The organism is Streptomyces sp. NBC_00503 (genome assembly GCF_036346895.1).
In the GTDB taxonomy this organism is placed as follows: Bacteria; Actinomycetota; Actinomycetes; order Streptomycetales; family Streptomycetaceae; genus Streptomyces.
On sequence record NZ_CP107855.1, the window covers coordinates 2,057,024 to 2,079,085 of the forward strand.

General features: G+C 72.4%; 19 protein-coding genes. 4 read left to right on the forward strand and 15 right to left on the reverse strand.

Going from position 1 to position 22,062, the window contains the following annotated elements:
- Positions 1 to 39: 39 nt before the first annotated feature.
- Together OG490_RS09590 and OG490_RS09595 are read right to left on the reverse strand one after the other, a co-directional pair.
- Positions 40 to 1,449: a lysine N(6)-hydroxylase/L-ornithine N(5)-oxygenase family protein gene (locus tag OG490_RS09590; RefSeq protein WP_330295853.1), complete on the reverse strand. Its 1,410-nt coding sequence runs from the start codon at positions 1,447 to 1,449 to the stop codon at positions 40 to 42.
- The gene (locus OG490_RS09595) at positions 1,446 to 2,843 is read right to left on the reverse strand and encodes a pyridoxal phosphate-dependent decarboxylase family protein (RefSeq protein ID WP_330295854.1); all 1,398 of its coding nucleotides are present in this window, start codon (positions 2,841 to 2,843) and stop codon (positions 1,446 to 1,448) included. The genes OG490_RS09590 and OG490_RS09595 overlap by 4 nt, the downstream gene beginning before the upstream one ends.
- A 294-nt stretch (positions 2,844 to 3,137) precedes the next feature.
- Here OG490_RS09595 and OG490_RS09600 point away from each other — a divergent pair, with 294 nt between their 5' ends.
- Complete coding sequence (locus tag OG490_RS09600; RefSeq protein WP_330295855.1) at positions 3,138 to 5,003, forward strand: hypothetical protein; 1,866 nt, start codon at positions 3,138 to 3,140, stop codon at positions 5,001 to 5,003.
- Here OG490_RS09600 and pepN read toward each other — a convergent pair.
- The 5 genes from pepN to OG490_RS09625 form a co-directional block, all read right to left on the reverse strand.
- On the reverse strand, positions 5,000 to 7,540 hold the full coding sequence (gene pepN, locus OG490_RS09605) for an aminopeptidase N (RefSeq protein ID WP_330295856.1): 2,541 nt from the start codon (positions 7,538 to 7,540) through the stop codon (positions 5,000 to 5,002). The two genes, OG490_RS09600 and pepN, sit on opposite strands and share 4 nt — an antisense overlap.
- Before the next feature lie 41 nt (positions 7,541 to 7,581).
- Positions 7,582 to 7,893, reverse strand: a complete 312-nt coding sequence (locus tag OG490_RS09610) for a chorismate mutase (RefSeq protein ID WP_330295857.1) — start codon at positions 7,891 to 7,893, stop codon at positions 7,582 to 7,584.
- 155 nt (positions 7,894 to 8,048) lie between these two features.
- Entirely contained in the window at positions 8,049 to 9,242 is a 1,194-nt protein-coding gene (locus OG490_RS09615; RefSeq protein ID WP_330295858.1) for a sensor histidine kinase, read from the reverse strand.
- 253 nt (positions 9,243 to 9,495) lie between these two features.
- Positions 9,496 to 10,152: a response regulator transcription factor gene (locus OG490_RS09620; RefSeq protein WP_330295859.1), complete on the reverse strand. Its 657-nt coding sequence runs from the start codon at positions 10,150 to 10,152 to the stop codon at positions 9,496 to 9,498.
- Between the two features lie 271 nt (positions 10,153 to 10,423).
- Positions 10,424 to 11,254, reverse strand: a complete 831-nt coding sequence (locus OG490_RS09625; RefSeq protein ID WP_443065942.1) for a serine protease — start codon at positions 11,252 to 11,254, stop codon at positions 10,424 to 10,426.
- A 161-nt stretch (positions 11,255 to 11,415) separates the two neighbouring features.
- Between OG490_RS09625 and OG490_RS09630 the strand changes: the two genes are divergently transcribed.
- Positions 11,416 to 12,315 carry a hypothetical protein gene (locus OG490_RS09630; RefSeq protein ID WP_330295860.1) on the forward strand — a complete coding sequence of 300 codons (900 nt, stop codon included), beginning with the start codon at positions 11,416 to 11,418 and terminating at the stop codon, positions 12,313 to 12,315.
- Positions 12,316 to 12,442: 127 nt separating this feature from the next.
- The gene (locus OG490_RS09635) at positions 12,443 to 13,102 is read left to right on the forward strand and encodes an HAD family acid phosphatase (RefSeq protein WP_330295861.1); all 660 of its coding nucleotides are present in this window, start codon (positions 12,443 to 12,445) and stop codon (positions 13,100 to 13,102) included.
- On the opposite strand, the gene OG490_RS09640 is transcribed toward OG490_RS09635, so the two are convergent.
- Genes OG490_RS09640 through hsaA form a run of 5 tightly spaced genes read right to left on the reverse strand, consistent with a single transcriptional unit; the run spans position 13,099 to position 18,260 of the window.
- Positions 13,099 to 14,790, reverse strand: coding sequence for an FAD-dependent oxidoreductase (locus OG490_RS09640; protein WP_330295862.1), 1,692 nt, complete (start codon positions 14,788 to 14,790; stop codon positions 13,099 to 13,101). The genes OG490_RS09635 and OG490_RS09640 overlap by 4 nt on opposite strands.
- On the reverse strand, positions 14,787 to 15,320 hold the full coding sequence (locus tag OG490_RS09645) for a flavin reductase family protein (RefSeq protein ID WP_330295863.1): 534 nt from the start codon (positions 15,318 to 15,320) through the stop codon (positions 14,787 to 14,789). The genes OG490_RS09640 and OG490_RS09645 overlap by 4 nt, the downstream gene beginning before the upstream one ends.
- Positions 15,308 to 16,213 (reverse strand): VOC family protein, encoded by a 906-nt coding sequence (locus OG490_RS09650; protein ID WP_330295864.1) that lies wholly within the window; start codon positions 16,211 to 16,213, stop codon positions 15,308 to 15,310. Before OG490_RS09650 ends, OG490_RS09645 begins: the two co-directional genes overlap by 13 nt.
- 20 nt (positions 16,214 to 16,233) lie before the next feature.
- Complete coding sequence (hsaD, locus tag OG490_RS09655) at positions 16,234 to 17,094, reverse strand: 4,5:9,10-diseco-3-hydroxy-5,9,17-trioxoandrosta-1(10),2-diene-4-oate hydrolase (protein ID WP_330295865.1); 861 nt, start codon at positions 17,092 to 17,094, stop codon at positions 16,234 to 16,236.
- Positions 17,091 to 18,260, reverse strand: coding sequence for a 3-hydroxy-9,10-secoandrosta-1,3,5(10)-triene-9,17-dione monooxygenase oxygenase subunit (gene hsaA / locus OG490_RS09660; protein ID WP_330295866.1), 1,170 nt, complete (start codon positions 18,258 to 18,260; stop codon positions 17,091 to 17,093). The genes hsaD and hsaA overlap by 4 nt, the downstream gene beginning before the upstream one ends.
- Positions 18,261 to 18,504: 244 nt before the next feature.
- Between hsaA and OG490_RS09665 the strand changes: the two genes are divergently transcribed.
- A complete protein-coding gene (locus tag OG490_RS09665) occupies positions 18,505 to 19,377 on the forward strand; it encodes an IclR family transcriptional regulator (RefSeq protein ID WP_330295867.1) in 873 nt (290 codons plus the stop codon).
- Between the two features lie 115 nt (positions 19,378 to 19,492).
- Here the strand turns inward: OG490_RS09665 and OG490_RS09670 are convergent, their stop codons facing one another.
- The 3 genes from OG490_RS09670 to OG490_RS09680 are packed head-to-tail and all read right to left on the reverse strand — an operon-like array spanning position 19,493 to position 21,973.
- A complete protein-coding gene (locus tag OG490_RS09670) occupies positions 19,493 to 20,593 on the reverse strand; it encodes a ferredoxin--NADP reductase (protein ID WP_330295868.1) in 1,101 nt (366 codons plus the stop codon).
- Positions 20,586 to 20,825: a hypothetical protein gene (locus OG490_RS09675; RefSeq protein WP_330295869.1), complete on the reverse strand. Its 240-nt coding sequence runs from the start codon at positions 20,823 to 20,825 to the stop codon at positions 20,586 to 20,588. The genes OG490_RS09670 and OG490_RS09675 overlap by 8 nt, the downstream gene beginning before the upstream one ends.
- Entirely contained in the window at positions 20,825 to 21,973 is a 1,149-nt protein-coding gene (locus OG490_RS09680) for a Rieske 2Fe-2S domain-containing protein (protein ID WP_330295870.1), read from the reverse strand. The genes OG490_RS09675 and OG490_RS09680 overlap by 1 nt, the downstream gene beginning before the upstream one ends.
- Positions 21,974 to 22,062 lie beyond the last annotated feature (89 nt).

Here is a 22,062-nt window from a genome sequence, read left to right on the forward strand (position 1 = left end):
CGAAGGCCTTCCGGATGATGGTCTTCTAAACGTTTCTTCTCACGGGTGCTCGACCAGTGGGAGCAGTTCCCCCGCGGGCCGCGGGCGGGAGTGGTCCCGCTGTTCGAGGCCGAAGGTGGTGAAGGCGGTGCGGGTGGGCTGCGGGTAGGGCTCCTTGCCCGTCAGGGTGTTCAGGATGGCGGCGCTGCGCCAGGCGGCGAGGCCGAGGTCGGGGGCTCCGACGCCGTGGGTGTGGCGTTCGCCGTTCTGGACGAAGACGCTGCCGGTGACGGTGGGGTCGAGGATCATCCGGTAGCGGTCGTCGATGCGGGGGCGGCCGGAGGAGTCCTTGCGCAGGTAGGGGTCGAGTCCTGCGAGGAGGCTGGTGAGGGGCCGTTCGCGGTAGCCGGTGGCGAGGACGACGGCGTCGGTGGTGAGGCGGGAGCGGGTGCCCTGGTCCACGTGTTCGAGGTGGAGTTCGACCTTGGTGGTGGCGACGCGGCCCGCGGTGCGGACGCTGACTCCGGGGGTCAGGACGGCGTCGGGCCAGCCTCCGTCGAGGGTGCGGCGGTAGAGCTCCTCGTGGATGGCGGCGATGGTGTCGGCGTCGATGCCCTTGTGGAGCTGCCACTGGGCGGGGACGAGTCGGTCGCGGACCGGTTCGGGCAGGGAGTGGAAGTAGCGGGTGTAGTCGGGGGTGAAGTGTTCCAGGCCGAGCTTGGAGTACTCCATGGGGGCGAAGGAGGGGGTGCGGGCGAGCCAGGCGAGGCGCTCTCGGCCGGCGGGGCGGGCGCGCAGGAGGTCGAGGAAGACTTCGGCTCCGGACTGGCCCGATCCGATCACGGTGACGTGGTCCGCGCCGAGGATGCGTTGGCGGTTGTCGAGGTACTCGGAGGAGTGGATCACCGGGACGGTGGGGGCTTCGGCGAGGGGGCGCAGCGGTTCGGGGACGTAGGGGGCGGTGCCGATGCCGAGGGCGAGGTTGCGGGTGTAGGTGCGGCCGAGGGCTTCGGCTTCTCCGTCGGCGTCGAGTTGGGTGAAGTCGACTTCGAAGAGGTCGCGTTCGGGGTTCCAGCGGACGGCGTCGACCTGGTGGCCGAAGTGGAGTCCGGGGAGGCGGCCTGCGACCCAGCGGCAGTAGGCGTCGTATTCGGCGCGCTGGATGTGGAAGCGCTCGGCGAAGTAGAAGGGGAAGAGTCGTTCCTTGTGCTTGAGGTAGCTGAGGAAGGACCAGGGGCTGGCCGGGTCGGCGAGGGTGACGAGGTCGGCGAGGAAGGGGACTTGGAGGGTGGCTCCGTCGATGAGGAGTCCGGGGTGCCATCGGAAGTCGCGGCGCTGGTCGTAGAAGGCGGTGGCGAGTTCGCCGGCGCCTTGGTGGGGCAGGCCGTGGGCGAGGGCGGCGAGGGAGAGGTTGAAGGGGCCGATGCCGATTCCGACGAGGTCGTGGGGTGCATCGAGCTGGGCGGTCATCGGTGGGTGCTGCCTTCCAGGAGGTTCACGAGGGTGTCCAGGTCCCCTGCGGTGGTGTGGGGGTTGAGCAGGGTGGCTTTGAGCCACAGGCGGCCGTCCGCGGTGGCCCGTCCCAGGACGGCGGTGCCGTCGAGGAGGAGGGTGCGGCGCAGGGCGGCGAGCCGGGTGTCGTCGGCGTGGGTGGGCCGGAACAGGACGGTGCTGATGGTGGGCGCCGCGTGGAGTTCGAAGGCGGGGTGTGCTTCGAGGAGCCGGGCGAGGTGTTCGGCGAGTGCGCAGGTGCGGTCGATGAGGTGGGTGAGGCCGTCGCGGCCCAGGGAGCGCAGGGTGGCGGCGATTTTGAAGGCGTCTGCGCGGCGGGTGGTGCGCAGGGAGCGGCCGAGGAGGTCGGGTAGACCGGCTTCGGTGTCGTCTTCGGCGTTGAGGTAGTCGGCCTGGTGGGCGAGGGGGGCGAGGAGGGCGCTGTCGGGGACGGTGAGGAGTCCGGCGGCGACGGGTTGCCAGCCGAGTTTGTGGAGGTCGAGGGTGATCGACCGGGCTCGGTCGAGGCCTGCGAGTTTGGGGCGGTGGCGGGGGCTGAGGGCGAGGAGGCCGCCGTATGCGGCGTCGATGTGGAGGTCGGCGCGGTGGTGGTCGCAGAGGTCGGCGAGGGGGCCGAGGGGGTCGATGAGGCCGGCGTCGGTGGTGCCCGCGGTGGCGGTGACGAGGACGGGGCCGGTGGTGGCGGCGAGGGCCTCGGCGAGGGTGGCGGGGTCGAGGGTGCCGTTGGGGGTGGGGAGGGCTCGGGCGGGGGGCAGGCCGAGGAGCCAGGCGGCGCGCGGGACGGAGTGGTGGGCGTTGGCGCCGTGCAGGACGGTGAGGCCGGGTCCGTGGCGTTCGCGGGCGAGGAGGACGGCCAGTTGGTTGGCTTCGGTGCCGCCGGTGGTGAGGACCGCGTCGGGGTGCGGGGTGTCGTAGAACTCGGCGGCGAGGGTCCGGGTGAGGAGCGCTTCGATGGCGGAGGCGGCGGGGGCCTGGTCCCAGGAGTCGAGGGAGGGGTTCAGTGCGCTGGCGGCGAGGTCGGCGGCGGCCGCGACGGCGAGGGGCGGGCAGTGCAGGTGGGCGGCGCACAGGGGGTCGGCGGGGTCGGCGGCGCCTGCGGCGAGGGTGTGGACGAGGGTGCGCAGGGCTTCGTGGTCGCCGTGTCCGTGGTCGGGGAGCACCTCGCCCAGTGCGGCTCGGACCCGTGCGTCCACCGTGTCGGGGCCGCCTGCGGGGAGCGGTCCGCCGCGGGCGCGGGCTCCGGTGCGCAGGGCGTCGAGGACGGTGTCGAGGAGGGGTCGCAGGGCGTCGGCGCCGTGGGCTCCGCCGGCGAGCGGGGCGGTGCCTCTGCCTGTGCCGGGGGGCGCTGTCATGCGGTTGTGTCCTCACGGGAAAGGATCGTCGGCGGGCGTTGCCCCGACGAGGGGGCCGGGCACCCGGGCGGTACAACGATCAGACCCGAATGGGGTAACCGTCGGGGGTGCGGCGGGGGCGGTTTTCGGCTGTCCGGCCGGTAGGGCCGTTCGGGGTGGGGCCGGCCGGTGGCGGGGTGGGGGTGGCCGGGTCGGGATGGGGAAATCTTGGGTTTCCGGGCTCTGGGACGTCGGTCGCGGTGGCATTACATTGCCCTCGGCACGGGGCGCGCGTGCTCTGCGGGAGGGGACCCGATGGCTGGATCCGGAGTGTTGGCGAAGGTGGCCGGTGCGGTCGGCGGGAAGACGGTGGCGATGGTCGCCGCGGGGGCCGTGGTGGTTGCGGGTGCGGCCGGTGCGGGTGTGTGGTGGACGTCGCATGGGCCCGATCCGGTGGTGGTGGTCCAGCGCAGTACGTCGGTGTCGGTGCCGGCGGGCGGGGAGCAGTTGACGGTCGCGGGGTGTCTGGCGCATGAGACGGCGCTGGGCGGCGGGTATGCGATCGCCGGGTCTGGTTTCGCGACGAACAGCCATTTCATCGGGGGTGCGTGGCTGGCTTCGGCGTTCAATCCGGGTGATGCTCCGTCGACGTTGACCTCGTACGCGCTGTGTGTGAACGCGAAGCCGGAGATGCAGGGCAACCTCGATTTCCAGTGGCCGGCGTACGCGTTCCTGGACAAGTCGAACAAGCTCGCCGGGCCGGGGGGCATTCACGACGCGACGACGGAGGGCCCGTTCGCGGGGACGCCGACCACGACACTGGCCACGCCGCATTGCGCGGACGGATTCACGATGGTGGGCGCCGAGTTCAAGGCCGACCGGGTCCGGCCGGCGCGGCCGGTGGCGCCTGTTCCGCTGGACCGGCTGACACCACAGGCGGCGATACCCGGCCCGGCCGGTGCCGGTACGAGTACCGCTGCCGGTGCGAGTGATTTCGTGGCGAGGCTGAATCCGGGTACGGAGTTGAGCTCCCGTTCGTTCCCGCTGAAGGATTCCACGGACGTGCTGCGGATGACGCTGCTGCTGGCTCCTCAGCCGCCGCAGGCGAACTTCGCGGTGGGGGTGCGGCCGGTCTGCGTGAAGCTGAAGAGCGTCTCGGTGGTGACGTCCCAGGTGGCGGTCGCGGCGGGCGGCAGCGCACAGGCGACGGTCGGCTGTCCCAAGAACCGGCTGCTGCTGGGGGGCGGTTTCAACTTCCTCGCGGCCAACGAGGTGGGGGCGCTGGAGGCCCCGCAGCGGTATTTCGGGGACGGCTGGCTGTTCGCGGGGACGGACGGGCCCGCGGTGGCGGGTACGCCGTCGGGGAGCCGGGTGAAGGAGTGGCACGTCACGGGGGTGAACCAGCAGAAGGGTGGCGGGCTTTACCACGATTCGGCGTGGATCGAGCACAGTGACGCCGAGACCTCGACGGGCAACGTCTACCTCGACGCGCAGGCGCACGGCGGGGACGATCAGCAGCTGCGTCCGTCCCCGGTGCCGGACGCGCAGCCGATGATCGCCAGCGCGGTGTGCGCGACGGTCGACGCGAAGGCCACCTCGCCCTCGAAGGGTCCCTCGCCGACGTCGGTGGGGCGGCCCGAGCTGCCTTCGGTGCCGGGGGCAGTGGATCCTTCCGTTGCGGCGTCGGCGTCGGTGTCCCCCTCGGTGTCCCCGTCCGCGTCTCCGTCGGTGTCCCCGTCCGTGTCGCCGTCGCAGTCCCCGGGGCGCAGTGCCCCGCCCTCGTCCGGTACGCCGAACTCTCCCGGGGCCTCCCCCGGCCGGCCCACCAACGGCGGGAACCCGCAGCCGTCGACGAGCGCCCCGCAGCAGCCGCAGCCACCGGCGGTGGCCATTGCGCAGCCGGCCGGCGGCGGGAAGCTGCGGCGCGGCTGCGAGGAGCACTTCGCCGGTTCGGCGCGGACCCGGCCGGGTGACCGGGCCATCACCGATCCGCAGTACACGGCCTGGCAGCTGAAGGGCCCGAACGGGCCGGTGGCGGTGGGGGCGGGCCCGTCGGGCAGCTTCCTGGTTCCGCTGCTGCCCGACGGGACGTATCCGCTGGTGTTCACCGCGACCGATCCGGGCAGCGGCCTGACGGCCAGTGCCCAGGTGTCGGTGCAGATCGTCGGCTGTATCCGTTAGGCCGGCGAGGCCGTCTCTGCCCCGCGTACCCGCAGGGTGCGGGTGAGGTCGTCGAGCTGGTCGACGAGCACGCGGCGCAGCATCGGGATGATCTCCGGGTCCTCCAGGGCGGCGTGGCCGGCCTGGAGGTTGGCCTCGTCGGCGTGGTGGACGGGGAAGGCCCAGCGGCCGGCGGCCTCGCCGATGGCCGGGCCGCGGCGGGCTCCGACGGCGATGGCCTCGGGGTAGTAGCGGGCTACGTAGTCCCGTACGAGGTCGGCCTGTTCGGGCTGCCAGAAGCCCCGGGCGGTGGCGGTGAAGAGGTAGTTGGACAGGGTGTCGTCGTGGAAGAGCCGGTCCCAGGCGGCGGCCTTCGCCCCGGGCGTGGGCAGGGCGGCGCGGCAGCGGGCGGCGCCTTCCTGGCCGGTGGCGCTGGGGTCCGCGGCGAGGGCTTCGTCGATGTCCCCGTCGGCGACGGCGCCCAGGACGGACAGCCGGGCCAGGATGCGCCAGCGCAGCTCGGGGTCGAGTTCGGGGCCGCCGGGGACGGTGCCTTCGGCGAGCCAGGCGGCCACGGTGTCGGGCTGGGTGGCGCTGTCGATGAAGGCGCGGACGGCGACGAGCCGCAGGCCGGGGTCGGAGCCGTCCTCGGTGCGGCGCAGCAGGGCGCGGGTGACGGAGGTGAGGGTGGCGAGGGCTGCGGTGCGGTGTTCGGGGGCGAGGTAGCGGTCGGCGATCTGGGTGCGGGCGAAGCCGAGTACGTTCTGGACGATCTCCAGGTTCGTTTCCTCGGGTACGTGGGCTTCGGCGGTCGCCAGGTAGTCGGCGGCGGCGAGTTCGCCGTCGCGGACCATGTCGCGCAGGGAGTTCCAGACGACGGCGCGGGTGAGGGGGTCGGGGATGCGGGAGATCCCGCGCAGGGCGGCTTCCAGTGAGGTGTCGTCGAGGCGGACCTTGGCGTAGGTGAGGTCGCCGTCGTTGAGGACGAGGAGGGCGGGGCGGGGGCCGCTGACGGAGAGGATCTCCTCGGAGGGGACGTCGAGGGCGAGGATCTCGCGGGGTTCGAGGGCTCCGTCGGTGGCCCGGTCGTAGAGGCCGGCGGCGAGGTGGTGGGTGCGGCTGCCGGTGCGCTCGACGGTGAGGGTCCAGCCGCCGCGGCTCTCCTCGATGCGCGGTGCGAGGGTGTCGACTCCGGTGCTGCCGAGCCAGGTTTCGGCCCAGGCGTGGACGTCGCGGTCGGTGTGGGCGGCGAGGGAGTCGACGAATTCGGCGAGGGAGGCGTTGGCGAACTTGTGGCGGGCGAAGTGGGTGTTGATGCCGGCCAGGAAGTCCTTCTCGCCGAGCCAGGCGACGAGTTGGCGGAGCGCGGAGGCGCCCTTGGCGTAGGAGATGCCGTCGAAGTTGAGGAGCGCGGAGGCGGTGTCGGGGACGGAGGCCGCGTCGGGGGCGACGGGGTGGGTGGAGGGGCGCTGGTCGGCGTCGTAGCCCCAGGGCTTGCGTTCCATGGCGAATCCGGTCCAGGGCTCGGTGAAGCGGGTGGCTTCGACGAGGGTCTGGTAGCCCATGTATTCGGCGAAGGACTCGTTGAGCCAGATGTCGTCCCACCAGCTGAGGGTGACGAGGTCGCCGAACCACATGTGGGCCATCTCGTGGGCGATGGTCACGGCGCGCCGCTGGCGTTCGTTGTCGGTGACGGCGGAGCGGAAGACGTACTCGTCGCGGAAGGTGACCAGGCCCGGGTTCTCCATGGCGCCCGCGTTGAACTCCGGTACGAAGGCCTGGTCGTAGGAGTCGAAGGGGTAGGGCTCGGTGAACTTCTCGTGGAAGCGGTCGTAGCAGTCGGTGGTGAGGGAGAGGATCTCCTCCGCGTCCGCGTCGAGGTACGGGGCGAGGGAGCGGCGGCAGTGGAGGCCGAAGGGGATTCCGGCGTGCTCGGTGCGGATGCTGTGCCAGGGGCCTGCGGCTACGGCGGCGAGGTAGGTGGAGATGACGGGGGTGGGGGCGGACTTCCAGATGCCCGGGCCGTCGCCGGCGCCGTCGCCGTCACCCTCGCTCTGGTCGCCGATGCGCGTGGTGATGCCGTTGGCGAGGACGGTCCACTGGGCGGGGGCGGTGACGGTGAACTCGAAGACGGCCTTCAGGTCGGGCTGGTCGAAGGCCGGGAAGACCCGCTGGACGTCGTCCAGGAACATTTGGGTGTAGACGTACGTCTCCCCGTCCGCGGGGTCGGTGAAGCGGTGGAGGCCTTCGCCGGTGCGGGAGTAGCGCATGCGGGCTTCGAGGCGGAGCTCGTGGGGGCCTTCGGTGAGGCCGGTGAGCGGGAGGCGGCCGTCGGTGAGGGCGGCGGGGTCCAGGGGCTGTCCGTCGAGTTCCACGGAGTGCAGTTCGTCCGGTTTCAGCTCGACGAAGGTGTCTCCGGCGGTGCGGGCGTCGAACCGGATGACGGTGCGGGACTCGAAGGTCTCGTCGCCGGTGGTGAGGTCGAGGGCGACCTCGTAGTGGCGGACGTCGAGGAGCTGGGCTCGGAGCTGCGCTTCATTGCGCGTCAATGCGGACATGGGGCCCATGCTGCCGGATAACGGCGCCGGGCCCCAGAGAACTACTCTTCGCCCGCAGCGATCGTCTCGTGGTGGCGGATGACCTCGGCGATGATGAAGTTGAGGAGCTTCTCGGCGAAGGCCGGGTCGAGCTTGGCGTTCTCGGCGAGCTGGCGCAGCCGGGCGATCTGGCTGGACTCGCGGCCCGGGTCGGCCGGGGGCAGCTGGTGGCGGGCCTTGAGGTGGCCGACCTGCTGGGTGCACTTGAAGCGCTCGGCGAGCATGTGCACCACGGCCGCGTCGATGTTGTCGATGCTGTCCCTCAGGCGGGCCAGCTCTGCGGTGACGGACTCGTCGATGTCGCTGCTGTTCATGGTTCCCGAGAATACGTCGCGGACGCCCGCGGTTCCTCGGCCAGTCGGTCAGTGAGACGACAAGGGGTACGAACCCACGTGGATCCCCCGAGACCGGGCCGGGGCGGACCCGGGGCGGACCCGGGGCGGACCCGGCGAGATCCGGAAGGGACCGACTAGAGCGGCAGGAGCGCCGTGACGAGCCAGCCGCCTTCGGGGGCGGGGCCGGCGGTGAGGGAGCCGCCGAGGGCCTCGGCCCGTTCGGCCATGCCGACGAGGCCGTAGCCGCCGCCCCGGGCGTTCTCGGAGAGCCTGAGGGGGCGGCCGCCGTCGTCGGCGATGCGGACTTCCAGGCCGGCCGGGACGGTGCGCAGGCCGATCCGGACGGCGGTGGCGGTCGCGGCGTGCTTGCCGATGTTGGTGAGGGCTTCGAGGACGATGCGGTGGGCGGTGGCGGCGACGTCGGCGGGGAGCCGGGTCTCCAGGCCGTCCTCGATGTAGAGGACCACGGGCGGGCCGGTGACGGCGAACCGTTCCGTCAGCCCGCGGATCTCGCGGAGGCCCGCGACGGGCGCGGTGTCGGGGGCCGCGCCGGGGCCAGTGCCCGTGCCGGTGCCGGTGCCCGTGGGGGTGTCCTCGGCGCCTTCGCGGAGGATCTTGACGAGGCGGCGCATGGAGCCGAGGGCCTCGTCCCCGGCGGCCTCGATGCGGCCGAAGATCTCGCCGGCGCGTTCGGCGGAGACCTTCGTGAACCGGGCCGCCCGTGCCTCGACGACGATTCCGGTCACGTGGTGGGCGACCAGGTCGTGGAGCTCGCGCGCCAGCTCCAGGCGCTCCGCGCTGCGTACGGCGCGCAGCTCGCGGACGCGCTGCACGGACTGCAGGCGCAGGAGCAGCGAGTAGGCGGTGACGACGACGGCGAGCACGGAGAAGAGCAGCGTGAACCGGCCCGGATCGGCGTCCCGGACGGGCACCGCCATGCAGCCGAGGCCGAGGATCGGGCCGAGCACGGCGGCGGTGCGGGCGGGGGCGCGGAGCAGGATCTGGCTGAGGAGGACGAGGAGCGCGATGGCTTCGCCGCCGCCCCAGACGACGAGGGGGTGGTTGCCGAAGATCAGCAGGAGCGTGACGGTCCAGGTGACGGCGGCGGCGAACCAGGCGCGCACGATCAGCGGCATGCCGGGCCAGGGCGCGGCGCTGAGGCAGACGAGGATGCCGGACGCCCAGACGGCGGCGTGGGGGGCGCTGGGCTGTCGGGCCAGGACGACGCCCTCGAAGCTGACGAGGGCGAGGAGGGTGACGGAGAGGATGATGCGGATCCAGTCCGCGATGTAGGGGTGGCGGCGGGCCCATGGGCCCAGGGGGCTCACGGGTTGACCCCGGCTTCGCCGGTCGCGTGGGTACGGGTGCGAGTGCGGGTACGGGTACCGAGGCACGAGCCGGTGGGGGCGGGGCCCGTGGGGGCGGGCGTCGTGGAGGACGCTGCTCGTCGGCTTCCTGGGGCGCCGCCCCAGACCCCGCGCCTCAAACTCCCCCAGACTCCGTCCGGGGGGACCCCCTGGCGAGGCTGATTTTGCCCTGCGGGCCGGGTCTCCCCCGCAGGGCGGCCAAAGTCCGCCCCCCTCACGCCGGGGTGCCTGCCAGGCCGCTTTCCCAGGCCCAGGCGGCGATTTCCACGCGGTTGCGGGCGTCGAGTTTGGTCTGGACGTTGGCCAGGTGGGTCTTGACCGTGGAGAGGGAGACGTAGAGCTCGGCCGCGATCTCCGCGTTGGTCAGGCCGCGCGCGAGGCAGCGTACGACTTCGCGTTCCCGGTCGGTCAGGGGTTCCGCCGGGCGGCGGGCGGCTACGGAGGCGGGGGTGCGCAGGGCCATTTCGCGGAGCAGGCGCACGGTGATGGCGGGTGAGACGAGGGAGTCTCCGACGGCCGCGGCCCGGACCGCTTCAACCAGCATGGCCGGGCTCGCGTCCTTGAGGAGGAAGCCGGACGCTCCGCCGTGGAGCGCCGCGTGGACGTACTCGTCGAGGTCGAAGGTGGTGACGATGACGATGCGGGGGCGTTCGCTGCCGGAGAGGCGGCGGGTGACTTCGAGCCCGTCGAGGCGCGGCATGCGGATGTCGAGGAGCAGTACGTCGGGGCGGTGCAGGGCGACGGCCGCGAGGGCGGCTTCGCCGTCTTCGACGTCCGCTACCACCTCGATGTCCGGCTGGCTTTCGAGGATCATCCGGAAGCCGGTCCTGACCATCTCCTGGTCGTCCGCGATGATCACTCTGATCGTCATGCGCCGCCTGCCCCACTGTCGCCCGCTGACTGTGCCTGCCCACCTGGTGGGTTCGCCCCAGGGGTCTTCCCATGGGAACCGCGCGGGCTTCGGCCCGCAACCGCACGGCGGAGCGCCGGCAGGGGTCCGCGGGGCCGGGGCAGCGGTGTCCCAGCCTCGCGGTATCAGGGACGACCTTACGTACATTTGGTGCATCATGCCTCGTCCTTCCGGCCCCGTGGGCATGGGCCGGAAGGACGAGGAGGGTGAGGCGAGCGGCGGAGCGGCAGGGTCAGAGGGTCGCGGCCGCGTTCTTGATCGCCGTGGCGAAGGTGGAGACCTCGGTGTAGACGCCGGGGTAGTCGGGCCGTGCGCAGCCCTCGCCCCAGCTGACTATGCCGACCTGGATCCAGGCGTTCGCGCTGTCCCGGCGGAACATGGGGCCGCCCGAGTCGCCCTGGCAGGTGTCGACGCCGCCCTGTGCGAAGCCGGCGCAGATTTCCTCGGCGGGTACGAGGGAGCTGCCGTAGGAGGCCTGGCAGGAGGCGTCGGAGACGAAGGGGACGGTGGCCTTCATCAGGTAGCGCTGCTGGCCGCCGCCCTCGCGGGTGGCGCCCCAGCCGGCGACGGTGAAGGTGCCGTTGTCGTAGGCCTTGGTGTCGGCGATCTTGAGGGTCGGCAGGTTGATGGGCTTGGCGAGCTTGATGAGGGCCCAGTCCTTGCCGGTGCCGTTGTAGCCGGGGGCCTGGAGCACCTTGGTGGATTTGACCTTGATGGCGCTGGAGCTGTTGAGGTCGACGGTTCCGGCGGTGGCGGTGATGGAGGTGTTGTTCCCGGAGCCGTCCACGCAGTGGGCCGCGGTGAGGACGATCTGCTGGGTGTAGAGGGCGCCGCCGCAGCCCATGGAGAGGCGGACCATGAAGGGGAACTCGCCCTGGGCGGCGCGCGTTCCGCCGACGACGGGAGCCGTGGAGGCGGTGGCGGAGCCGGGCTGGAGGCTGATGGCCGCGAGGGCGACGGCGCCCACGGCGAGGGTGCGCTTGAGGAATCGGACGGAGGTGCGGGCAAGGGTGGACACAGTCGGCACGCTGCCTTTCGTGGGGGGTCGGGCCTTGCGTGTCATCGGGTGCGCGACGAACGTCTGCGGGGCGGGTGCCCGTACGGCAGGTGCCCGTACGGCGAGCGCCCGTACGATGAGCGTCTGCATGACGGGTCCATGACACATCGCACGCACGAGCGGCTTCAAGAACGCCTTTTCGGACAATCCGCGGCGCAGGGGGCCCCATGACGCAGAAGAGCAGGCACAGCAGCCCGGTCGAGCACGGATTTCCGCATCTGGACACGGTCCGCCGGGCCGTCACCGCGCTGTTCCGGCGGCTCTCCGGCGACGGGGTCCGCTCCTACGACACCTCCTTCGCCCCCGCCGACGCCGCTTTCGGCCCCGCCGACGACCTGTACCTGGGCGCGCACCAGGTGGCTTCCGCGATGGTCCGGGCACTGCGGCTGCCCGATGCGCGCATGGTGGTGGGCTTCCGCGCGATGGAGGAGGCGGCCACCGTGGAACTGACCGCCGGTCCCGAGTACTTCGTCGAGGTCAACGACCGGTTCCGGATCCATCGCCGCGATCTGGCGGCGGCCCTCGCCCACGAGGCGACGCACGTCCTGCTGCACCGCCTCGGCCTGCGGTTCCCCACCACCGCGGCCGACGAGATCCTCACGGACACCGCCGCCACCCTCCTCGGCGCCGGCTGGCTGCTGCTCGACGCCTACCGCGAGGACGAGCTCACCCACCAGAAGCTCGGCTACCTCACGCCGGAGGAGTTCGGCTACGTCCTCGCCAAGCGCGCCCGGCTCCTGGGCGGCGAGGACCTCTCCACGTGGTTCACCAGCCCGCAGGCCTACGAGGCGTACGTGCGCGGTCGCGCGCTGGCGGATCAGGACCTGCGCCGGGCCCCCCTGGCGGCAGCGGGCCGCCCGGAGCGGCGGCGGTACGCCCGCGACCGCGCGGCGGGGGCGGCCGCCCCGGGGCACGGGGCGGCGTACCGCTTCGAGGAGGTCGGGGGCGGGTTGCGGGTGAGCTTCCCGTGCCCGGTGTGCGAGCAGCGGCTGCGACTGCCCGCCGGCGGTGGACCGGTCCGGGCCCGCTGCGGGCTGTGCCACACGGTGCTGGAGTGCGACACCTAGGCCGTTGGGCCGCGACGAGGGTTCACCGGCCCGCCACGAAAAGTTACTTACCGGCCAGTAGACACGGGGGCGGTCGCTGTCCAGTCTGGTCCCGTACATGTCAACGCGTGACCGAGGAGCGTCCCCCATGCGCAGCACCCGCACCCGCACCACCACCGCCGCCGCAGTGGCCGTAGCCGCCGCCGTCCTGGCCCTCCTTCCGGCCACCACCGCCCAGGCGGCCCCCGCGAAGACGGCGGCTGCGGCCAGCACCGCGTCCGCGCCCGGCGGCAACGCGCTCTTCCTCGGCATCGACTACGCCACCTGGCAGGGCGACGTCGCCGCCGTCATCGACGCCGCCCGCCCCGGGATCGAGCAGCGCATCGCCGCCTCGCCCGCCGGTGAGAAGCCCGCGATCGTCCTCGACATCGACAACTCCTCGCTGGAGACGGACTTCCACTGGTTCTGGACGTCCCCGACACCCGCGATCGCCAAGGTCCGCGACCTGACCCGGTACGCCAACGACCGCGGGGTCGCCATCTTCTTCGTCACCGCCCGCCCCGGGATCGTGTACTCCCTCACCGAGCGCAACCTCAAGGCCGTCGGCTACCCGGTCTCGGGCCTCTACGTCCGCGATCTGCCCGCGCTGTTCACCGAGGTCAGCGCGTACAAGACGGCCAAGCGGGCCGAGATCGAGGCGCGCGGCTACACGATCATCGCCAACATCGGCAACAACCAGAGCGACCTGGTCGGCGGCCACGCCGAGCGCACCGTCAAGCTGCCGGACTACGACGGCAAGCTCTCCTAGACGGTCCGGGCCAGTGCCTGGGCGATCGCGTTGACGGCCGCCCAGGAGAAGGCCATCGCGGGGCCGATCGTGGCGCCCGGCCCGGGGTAGGTCTCCCCCATCACCGCCGCCGAGCAGTTGCCCGAGGCGTAGAGGCCGGGGATCGGCGTGGAGTCCTCGCGGAGGACCCGGCCGTCGGTGTCCGTGACCAGTCCGCCCTTGGTGCCGATGTCCCCCGGGTGCACGGGGACCGCGTAGAAGGGGCCCTTGTCGATCGGCGCCAGGTTCGGGTTGGGGAGCGTCGGGTCGCCGTAGTAGCGGTCGTAGACGCTCTCGCCCCGCCCGAAGTCCACGTCGACGCCCGTCTCGGCGAAGGTGTTGAAGCGGCTGATCGTGGCGGGCAGGCCGGGGGCGGCGATCTGCCGGGCCAGCTCCTCCAGGGTGTCGGCCTTCTTCAGGAAGCCGCTCTCCAGCCACTTCTTGGGGAAGGGCTGCCCGGGAAAGAGCCCGGCGAAGATGTACCGGGCCTTGGAACGGGCGTCGAGGACCAGCCAGGACGGCACGGTCGTGGCCTCGGGCCGGTCGGCGGCATACATCCGGTCCACGAACGCGTGGTAAGGCAGGGCCTCGTTGGCGTAGCGCTCCCCCGCCTCGTTGACGATGACCATGCCCGGGATGCCGCGGTCGGCGACGAGGAAGAACGGCTTCTCCCCCGGCGGGCACACGGACGGCGCGCCCCACACCTTGTCCAGCAGGTCGGTGGCGGCCCCCAGTTCCTCACCGAGCCTCAGGGCGTCTCCGCTCTGCCCCTCGGAGGCGTGCGTCCAGGCGGTGGAGGTGGGCGCGGGCAGGTGCTTCTCGCGCAGCGCCTGGTCGTGCGAGAACCCGCCGGAGGCCAGCACCACCCCGCCCCGCGCCGCTACGGTCACTTCGCGGCCCCCGCGCAGGACCCGTACGCCCGTCACCCGTCCGGCCGGGTCCGTGACCAGGCCGGTCAGCGGCGCCGACAGCCACAGGTCGCCGCCGAGCCGGTCCAGGGAGAGCCGCATGCGGGCGACGAGCGCCTCCCCGAGGGAGAGCAGCTTGCGGCCGGTGGCCAGCGCCAGAGCCGCGCGGAACCCGACCTTGACGGAGGTCTTCTTGCCCGCCCAGGTCCGGCTGACCATGTTCAGGAAGCGGAAGTCGTACGAGGTCATGGTCAGCCCGTAGGTGGGCAGTCCGGCCCGGCGCATGGAGGCGCCGAGCTCGCCGAGGCGTTTGAGGTCGACGATGCACGGCTCGATGGAGCGGCCCTGCGCCATGCCGCCCTGGGCCTCGGGGAAGTAGTCCGAGTAGCCGGGGGTGTACATGAAGCGGATCTCGGTGCGGTCGTGGAACTCCTCGACCATGCGCGGCCCGTGGGAGAGGTACGCGTCCTTGCGGGCGGCCGGGACCCGGTCGCCGACGGTGGCGTCGAGGTAGGCGCGGGCCTTGGCGTAGGTGTCGGCGAGGCCGGCCCGGTCGAGGTGGAAGTTGCCGGGGACCCAGATCGCGCCGCCGGACAGGGCGGTGGAGCCGCCGTACTTGTCGGTCTTCTCCACGACGAGGACGCTCAGGCCGCGCAGCCGGGCGGTGACGGCGGCGGCGAGACCGGCGGCGCCGGAGCCGACGACGACCACGTCGTAGGCGGATTCAGCAGGTTCAGCAGGTTCAGCGGGTTCAGTTGTCATCCGAAGGCTCCCGTGGCGTAGGCGCTGCGGTAGTACAGCAGGGGTGAGCCGCCGTCGCGGGCGGTCAGTTCGAGGACCCGGGCGGTGACGAGGTAGTGGTCGCCGGCCTCGTGGACGCTCTCCAGGGCGCAGTCGGCGGTGGCGAGGGCGCCGGTGATGCGGACGGCTCCGTGGGCGGAGGGTTCCCAGTCGACTCCGGCGAACTTCTCCTCTCCCCGGCGGCCGAGGGCCTCGCACACGGAGCGCTGCTCCTCGGCGAGGATGCTGACCCCGAACCGGCCGGCCGCGCGGACCTTGGGCCAGCTGGAGGAGCCCTTGCCGATGCAGAGCAGGACCAGCGGCGGGTCGAGGGAGAGGGAGGCGAAGGACTGGCAGGCCAGCCCCGCCGGGCGGCCGTCCCGTGCGAGGGCCGCGACGACGGTGATGCCGGAGGCGAAGGCTCCGAGCACCTCGCGGAAGGCGGCCGGGTCGACGGGACCGGTTCCGGTTGCGGGGTCCGCAGGATCCGCGGGCCCGGTCAGCCGTTCCACTGGTGGCCCCAGAAGCTGTCCGCGGTGATCTCCTTCGCGGTCCAGGTGGCGGGGTCGACGACCAGGCCGTCCCAGCCGTACTCGACCTGGAAGCCGCCGGGGGCCTGGGCGTAGAAGGAGACCATGTGGTCGTTGGAGTGGCGGCCGAGGGTGGAGGCGATGGGGATGCCGGCCCGGTTCATGCGGTCGAGGCAGTAGCCGACGTCGTCGAGGGTCTCCAGTTCGACCATGAAGTGGACGATGCCGGGCGGCAGTGCGCCGGGGTAGAGGCCGAGGCTGTGGTGGCGGCGGTTGGGGCTGAGGAAGTGCATCCAGTGGAAGTCGCGGCCGGGCTTGCCGGTGGGGACGGCGACCGGGGGCAGCTTCATCGAGTCGCGGAGCTGGAAGCCGAGGAGGTTCTCGTAGAAGTCGAGGGTGACCTCGGTGTCGGCGGCGGGCAGGACGACGTGGCCGAGGCCGAGATTGCCCTCGCGCCCGCCGGTGACGAAGCGGTTGCCGTACGGGGCTGCGAGCGGGCTGTGGTCCTGGGCCTGGCCCCAGTAGATCTCCAGGGGGTTGCCGCTGGGGTCCTCGCAGTGGACGAGGCCCTGGACGCGGCGGTCGGCGAGGGTGGCGTCGTCGGCCCGCTTGACCGGGTGTCCGGCGTTCTCGAGTTCGGCCGCGGCTTCCTCCAGGGCGCGGGCGTTGGCGACTTCGAAGCCGGCGGCGAGCAGCCGGTCCTGGTCGCCGGTGACGAACTGGAAGCGGTGGGTGCGGTCGTCGATGCGGACGTTCAGGCAGGTGTCCGTGGTGCCTTCGGCTTGGGCCATGCCGAGGATGTCGAGGACGTAGGTGCGCCAGGCGGCGAGGTCGGCGGTCTCGATGCGGAGGTAGCCGAGTGCGCGGATGTCCATGGGGGAACTCCTCGGTGGGATCAGTGGAGGAAGAAGTCGGTGGCGAGGCGGTTGAACTCGTCGGCGGCCTCGGTCTGCGCCCAGTGCCCGCAGTGCGGGAAGACGTGCAGGCGGGCGTCGGGGATGGTCTTCAGCGCGAGGAAGGCCCCGTCGACGGGGTTGACGCGGTCCTCGCGGCCCCAGGTCAGCAGCACCGGGCGGCTGATGCGGTGGGCTTCGCGCCAGAGCATCGCCTCCTCGGGCCATTTGGCGAAGGAGGCGCCCATCCGGGCGTTGCCGAGCCTGGCTTCGGGGTCGGTGGCCTGGGCCCAGCGCTCCTCGACGAGGGCGTCGGTGACGATGGCCGGGTCGTGGGCGAGGGTGGTGAGGAAGGTCCGCATCTGCTCGCGGGTGGGCTCGGGGGCGAGGCTGAACTCGAAGAGCCGTTTGATGCCTTCGGTGGGGTCGGCGGAGAAGAGGTTGAGCGAGATGCCGCCGGGTCCCATGAGCAGGAGCTTGTCCACGCGGCCGGGGTGGTCGAGGACCAGTCGGGTGGCCGTGCCGCCGCCGAGGGAGTTCCCGATGAGGTTCGCCCGGTCGATGCCGAGTTCGTCCATGAGGGCGATGACGGCGGCCGCGCTGAAGCTGAAGTAGTCGCGGTCGGGTTCGGGTTTGTCGGAGCGGCCGTAGCAGGGCTGGTCGACGAGCAGGGTGCGGAAGTGCTGGGAGAAGTGGGGCAGGTTGCCGCCGAAGTTGGACCAGCCGGAGGCGCCGGGGCCGCCGCCGTGCAGCATGATCACGACGGGTGCGTCGGCGGGGCCGGCCTCGTGGTAGTGCAGGGTCAGGCCGGCGGCGCGGGCGGTGCGGGAGGTGTTCTCGTACGTCAGTGCCTGCGGGCTCACAGCATCGTGTCCTGGATGTCGAGGCCGAGGGCGCCCTGTCCGAAGAGGACCAGGGCCCGTTCGGGGTCGTTGGCGGCGTGGCCGCGGCCGGTGTGGACGTCGCGCCAGGCGCGCTGGACGGGGTTGGCGCCGGTGCGCATGGCGCTGCCGCCCGCGTTCTCCATCAGGAGGTCGACGGCGGCGACGCTGCGTTCGGTGGCGAGGACCTGGTCGCGGCGGGCGCGGGTGCGCAGCTCCATCGGGAGTTCCTCGCCGCGTTCGGCCAGGGCGTAGAGCTCGCCGATGTTGCGCTGGAGCTGGAGCCAGGAGGCGTCGATGTCGCTGGCGGCGCGGGCGATGCGGACCTGGGCGAAGGGGTCTTCGGCGACCTGCTGGCCGTAGGAGATGCGGAAGCGTTCGCGGGTCGCGGCGACGTAGGCCTCGTAGGCGCCTTCGGCGATGCCGACGATGGGGGTGGAGATGGTGGTGGTGAAGACGGAGGCGTAGGGGAGCCGGTAGAGCGGCTCGGGGTTGAGCTGGTGGCCGGGGACCTTCAGGGCGGTGACGGGGCCGAAGCTCAGGGCGCGGTGGTCGGGGACGAAGACGTCTTCGACGAGGATGTCGTTGGAGCCGGAGCCGCGCAGGCCGACGGTGTCCCAGACCTCGTCGATGCGGTACTGGGTGCGGGGGATCAGGAAGGTCCGCATGTCCACGGGCCGGCCTTCGGCGTCGGTGACCAGTCCGCCGAGCAGGGCCCAGTCGGCGTGGTCGCAGCCGGAGGAGAAGTGCCAGCGGCCGCTGACGGTGAATCCTCCGTCGACGGCGGTGACCTTGCCGGTGGGGGCGTAGGAGGAGCAGATCCGGGTGTCGGGGTCCTGGCCCCAGACCTCTTCCTGTGCGCGGGGGTCGTAGAGGGCCACGTGCCAGGGGTGGACGCCGACGACGGAGGAGACCCAGCCGGTGGAGCCGCAGGCCTTGGCGATCTCTTTGACGGCGGCGTAGAAGAGTGCCGGGTCGGCGGCGCGGCCGCCGTGGGCCTTGGGCTGGAGCAGGCGGAAGAAGCCGGTGGCGGCCAGTTCCTTGATGCTCGCCTCGGGGACCTTGCGCTGCGCTTCGGCCTCGGCGCTGCGTTCGCGCAGGGTGGGGGCGAGGGCGCGGACTGCTGCGAGGACGTCTTCGTCGCTCATCGGTGTCCCTTTCTCGGGGTCGTCGGCTGCGAGGTGCGGTGAACGTACGCCGGGGTGTCGGGGGCGTGGAACGTGTCGTTCCCGCTGAGTGGGAAGGGCCCTGCGGGAGTCGGCGCCACCTGTTCCGGGACCCGGACCCTCCTATCCGAAGTATTACTGAATGAAATAACCCTCTCCTGGTGCTTCCCCTCCGGCCAGGAGCCGTGGCAGGGTCGCCCCAACGCCTCACGCAGGGGGTTTTCTCGTGCTCGACCAGGTCATGGAGACCGAGCTCGCACCGCTGTCGCTGTTGGAGAAGGCCGCGAGGGTGCTGGGCGCCTTCGAGGGTCCACAGCCGCGGCTGTCGCTCACCGAGGTCGTGCGCCGCTCCAAAATCCCGCGTTCTTCCGCCCACCGGATCCTCGACCAGCTGGTGCAGTTGCGCTGGCTGGACCGCGAGGGCCGCGACTACCGCATGGGCATGCGGATGCTGGAGCTGGGCGCGCTCGCCTCCCACCACAACCGGCTGCGCCGGGCCGCCCTGCCGCTGCTGCACGCGCTCCACGAGCAGACGGGCCGGGTGGTGCACCTGTCGGTGCTCGACGGGGCCGAGGTGGTGTGCCTGGAGCGGATCGGCGGCTCGGAGGCCACCACCGTGCCCTCGCGGGTCGGCGGCCGGATGCCCGCGTACTGCACGGCCACCGGCAAGGCGATCCTCGCGTTCAGCGACCCGTCGGCGGTGGAACACGTCCTCGCGCAGGGCCTGCGGCCGCGCACCGCCCGCACCCTGGTCCGACCACTGGCGCTGCGCTCCGAGCTCGCGGCGATCCGCGAGAGCGGGGTGGCGTACGACCGGGAGGAGAGCTTCCGCGGGATCTCCTGCGTGGCCGCGCCGCTGCGGGGGGCCGGGCGGGCCGTGGCCGCCGTGTCGGTGTCCTCGGGCCGCGGGGACCGGGAGTCGGCGCGGCTGGCACCGGCGGTACTGGCCTGCGCGCGGTCGGTGTGGCGGGAGCTGTACGGGCCCGGCCGGGCGGGCCGGGCCGCACGGGTGGCCCCGCCGGAGGACCAGGCTCCGGCCGTCTCCGCGCAGGCGATGGACAACATGATGGGGTGGCTGCGGTTCAGCGAGTGGATGTAGTGGGTAGTGGTACCCCATCGCACGAGTGAAGGATCCGGGCCCGACCCCTCGCCAGGGGGCCGGGCCCGGTTCCGTTCAGCCGTCATCAGCCGTCATCAGCCGTGTTCAGCCGCCTTCAGCCCTCGTAGGTGATGCGGACGCGGTCGCCGAGCGGCAGTGCCTGGCAGGCCAGGACGTAGCCGTCGGCCAGGTCCTCGCGGTCCAGGACCTCGTTGCGGACCATCGTGGCCCCGCCCTCCACCACCCGGCAGCAGCAGGCGCTGCACGCGCCCTCGCGGCAGGAGTAGGGGGCGGGGACGCCCGCGGCGAGCAGGGCGTCGAGGAGCGGGGTCCCGGCCGGCCAGCGCACGGTGTGCACGGCCCCGTCGAGCTCCACCTCGGCGACGGCCCCTCCCCCGGATCCGGCCTCCGGGGCTGACGGGGCCGGGGGTGCGAAGACGTCGCCGCTCAGGGAGAAGTACCGCTCGCGGTGGACGGACCCGCCCGGGGTGCCCACCGACCGCAGGGCCGTCTCCGCCGCGTCCATCAGCGGAACGGGCCCGCACAGGTAGGCCTCGCGGCCGGCGTACGGGGCCACGAGCGGGCCCAGGTGCGGGGCGCTCGGCAGTCCCTGGAGGCTCTCCAGCCAGTGCACGACGGTGAGCCTGCCGGGGTGGGCCTCGGCCAGCCCCCACAGCTCGTCGCGGAAGATCACCGAGCCGGGGTCGCGGTTGGCGTACACCAGGGCGACGTGGCCCCGGCCGGCCGCGAGGGCCGACTTGGCGATGGACAGGACCGGGGTGATCCCGCTGCCGCCCGCCACCAGGAGGAGGTCCCGGTCCAGGTCGGCCGGGGTGAAGGTGCCGGCGGGCGGCAGGATCTCCAGCTCGTCGCCGACGGCCACGCCCTGGCAGAGCCAGCCGGATCCGGCGCCGCCGGGGACCCGTTTGACGGTGATGCGCAGCGGGTCCCCGGTGTGCGGGGAGCCGGCCAGGGAGTAGCAGCGGGCCGCGCCGCCCGACCCGCTCGACGGGGGAAGCCGAAGGGTGAGGAACTGTCCGGGCCGGTACGGGAGTTGCGCGTCGAGTACGAGGGAGACGGCGTCGGCGGTCTCCTGGATCCGCTCGGTGACGCGGACCAGCAGCCTGCCGGATGCTCCGCCCGCGGTCGCGGCCGGGGCCGGGCTCCGGACCCCTGCGGCGCGGGGCGACGTAAGAAGTCCGTCGGTGTCAGACATCGGCCGGCACCTCCAGACGGCCTTCCAGGACGGCTGCCTCGATGCCCGCGCGCAGGGCTCCGCAGGAGCGGACGCGGGCGCTGGGCCGGCCCGCCGCGACCTCGGCGGCGATGCGCGGGCATCCCCCCGGGAGCACGGCGGCCTCGTGGATCCACTGGATCTGGGTGTGGGCGGGGCTGAACTTCTCGCACAGCACCTCGGCGGCGCACTCCCCGCACACGACGGGGGTCATCACGGGGCCCCGGCCGCGCGGCGGGCGAGGTTCTCGGCGACCTCGGCCTTCCAGGCGGCGGTGGCGCGGGTGGTGTCGATCTCGAACTCGAAGCGGCGCACCATCTCGTCCTTGACGTCGGCGCGGTCCACGTAGAACTGCTCGTACCAGCGGCGGAGCTGGTAGACGGGGCCGTCCTCCTCGGTCAGGAGCGGGTTGTCGATGCGGGTCTTGTTCTTCCAGATGTCGACGTCCTGCTCGAATCCGACGGCGAGGCCCTCGGAGGTGAGGCGGGCGGCGTCGGCGGCCTGCTCGTCGGTCATGCCGGGGAGCTTCTTGACGATCGTCCCGTACATGAGCATGAAGCTGTTCTCGTCGATCGGGTAGTGGCAGTTGATGAGCACGGATTCGAGCTCGACACCGCCGCCGATATCGCTCCACAGCTTGTCGATCATGTAGGAGGGGCCGTAGTACGAGGCGTCCGAGCGCAGGCCGCCGCCGGTGGACAGGGTGCCGAGGTCCACGTCTCCGCGCGGGGTGGACTCCATGTACTGGGTGGCGACGTGGCCGTCGAAGACGTTCTTGAAGTAGGTCGGGAAGGCGTAGTGCACGTAGTAGAAGTGCGCCATGTCGACGACGTTGTCGACGATCTCGCGGCAGTTGGAGTTCTCCACGCGCAGGGAGTTCCAGCTCCAGTCGGACCACTCGGGGTCGCCCACCCCCTCGATGACGGGTATCTCGGCCTCGGGCGGCGGCTGGCTGCCCTCGGGGTCGTGCCAGACGTAGAGCTGGCCGTTGCGTTCGCGGGTGGTCCAGGCGCGGGTCCTGGCGCGCGGCGGGACGCGGCGGGCGTAGGGGATGGCGGCGCAGCGGCCGTCGCCCGACCAGCGCCAGTCGTGGAAGGGGCAGGCGACGGCGTCGCCCTTGACGGTGCCGTGGGCGAGGTTGCCGCCCATGTGGGGGCAGTAGGCGTTCAGGACGCCGAGCTCTCCGTTATCGGCGCCCTGGAAGACGACGAGCTTCGTGCCGAAGGCCTCGATCTCGTGCGGGGTTCCGTCCCGGAAGGGGGCGGCGAGGCCCAGGCAGTGCCAGCCTCGGGCGAACCTCGCGGGCACGGGGGCGGCTTCGATGACACGGGGCGCTTCGTCGGCTGCGGTCGTTTCGGCCATGGGTGGCCCTCCACTTCGTTGTGGTTCGGTTCGTGGTGCGGCGGGCCGCCGTTCCCGGGGCTCCGCCCCGGACCCCGCGCCTCAAACGC

Excerpts from the sequence above, each read along its gene's own strand:
- OG490_RS09590 (WP_330295853.1), bottom strand. The coding sequence starts at position 1,449 with ATGACCGCCCAGCTCGATGCACCCCACGACCTCGTCGGAATCGGCATC.
- OG490_RS09595 (WP_330295854.1), bottom strand. The coding sequence starts at position 2,843 with ATGACAGCGCCCCCCGGCACAGGCAGAGGCACCGCCCCGCTCGCCGGC.
- OG490_RS09600 (WP_330295855.1), top strand. The coding sequence starts at position 3,138 with ATGGCTGGATCCGGAGTGTTGGCGAAGGTGGCCGGTGCGGTCGGCGGG.
- pepN (WP_330295856.1), bottom strand. The coding sequence starts at position 7,540 with ATGTCCGCATTGACGCGCAATGAAGCGCAGCTCCGAGCCCAGCTCCTC.
- OG490_RS09610 (WP_330295857.1), bottom strand. The coding sequence starts at position 7,893 with ATGAACAGCAGCGACATCGACGAGTCCGTCACCGCAGAGCTGGCCCGC.
- OG490_RS09620 (WP_330295859.1), bottom strand. The coding sequence starts at position 10,152 with ATGACGATCAGAGTGATCATCGCGGACGACCAGGAGATGGTCAGGACC.
- OG490_RS09625 (WP_443065942.1), bottom strand. The coding sequence starts at position 11,254 with ATGACACGCAAGGCCCGACCCCCCACGAAAGGCAGCGTGCCGACTGTG.
- OG490_RS09630 (WP_330295860.1), top strand. The coding sequence starts at position 11,416 with ATGACGCAGAAGAGCAGGCACAGCAGCCCGGTCGAGCACGGATTTCCG.
- OG490_RS09635 (WP_330295861.1), top strand. The coding sequence starts at position 12,443 with ATGCGCAGCACCCGCACCCGCACCACCACCGCCGCCGCAGTGGCCGTA.
- OG490_RS09640 (WP_330295862.1), bottom strand. The coding sequence starts at position 14,790 with ATGACAACTGAACCCGCTGAACCTGCTGAACCTGCTGAATCCGCCTAC.
- OG490_RS09650 (WP_330295864.1), bottom strand. The coding sequence starts at position 16,213 with ATGGACATCCGCGCACTCGGCTACCTCCGCATCGAGACCGCCGACCTC.
- hsaA (WP_330295866.1), bottom strand. The coding sequence starts at position 18,260 with ATGAGCGACGAAGACGTCCTCGCAGCAGTCCGCGCCCTCGCCCCCACC.
- OG490_RS09670 (WP_330295868.1), bottom strand. The coding sequence starts at position 20,593 with ATGTCTGACACCGACGGACTTCTTACGTCGCCCCGCGCCGCAGGGGTC.
- OG490_RS09675 (WP_330295869.1), bottom strand. The coding sequence starts at position 20,825 with ATGACCCCCGTCGTGTGCGGGGAGTGCGCCGCCGAGGTGCTGTGCGAG.
- OG490_RS09680 (WP_330295870.1), bottom strand. The coding sequence starts at position 21,973 with ATGGCCGAAACGACCGCAGCCGACGAAGCGCCCCGTGTCATCGAAGCC.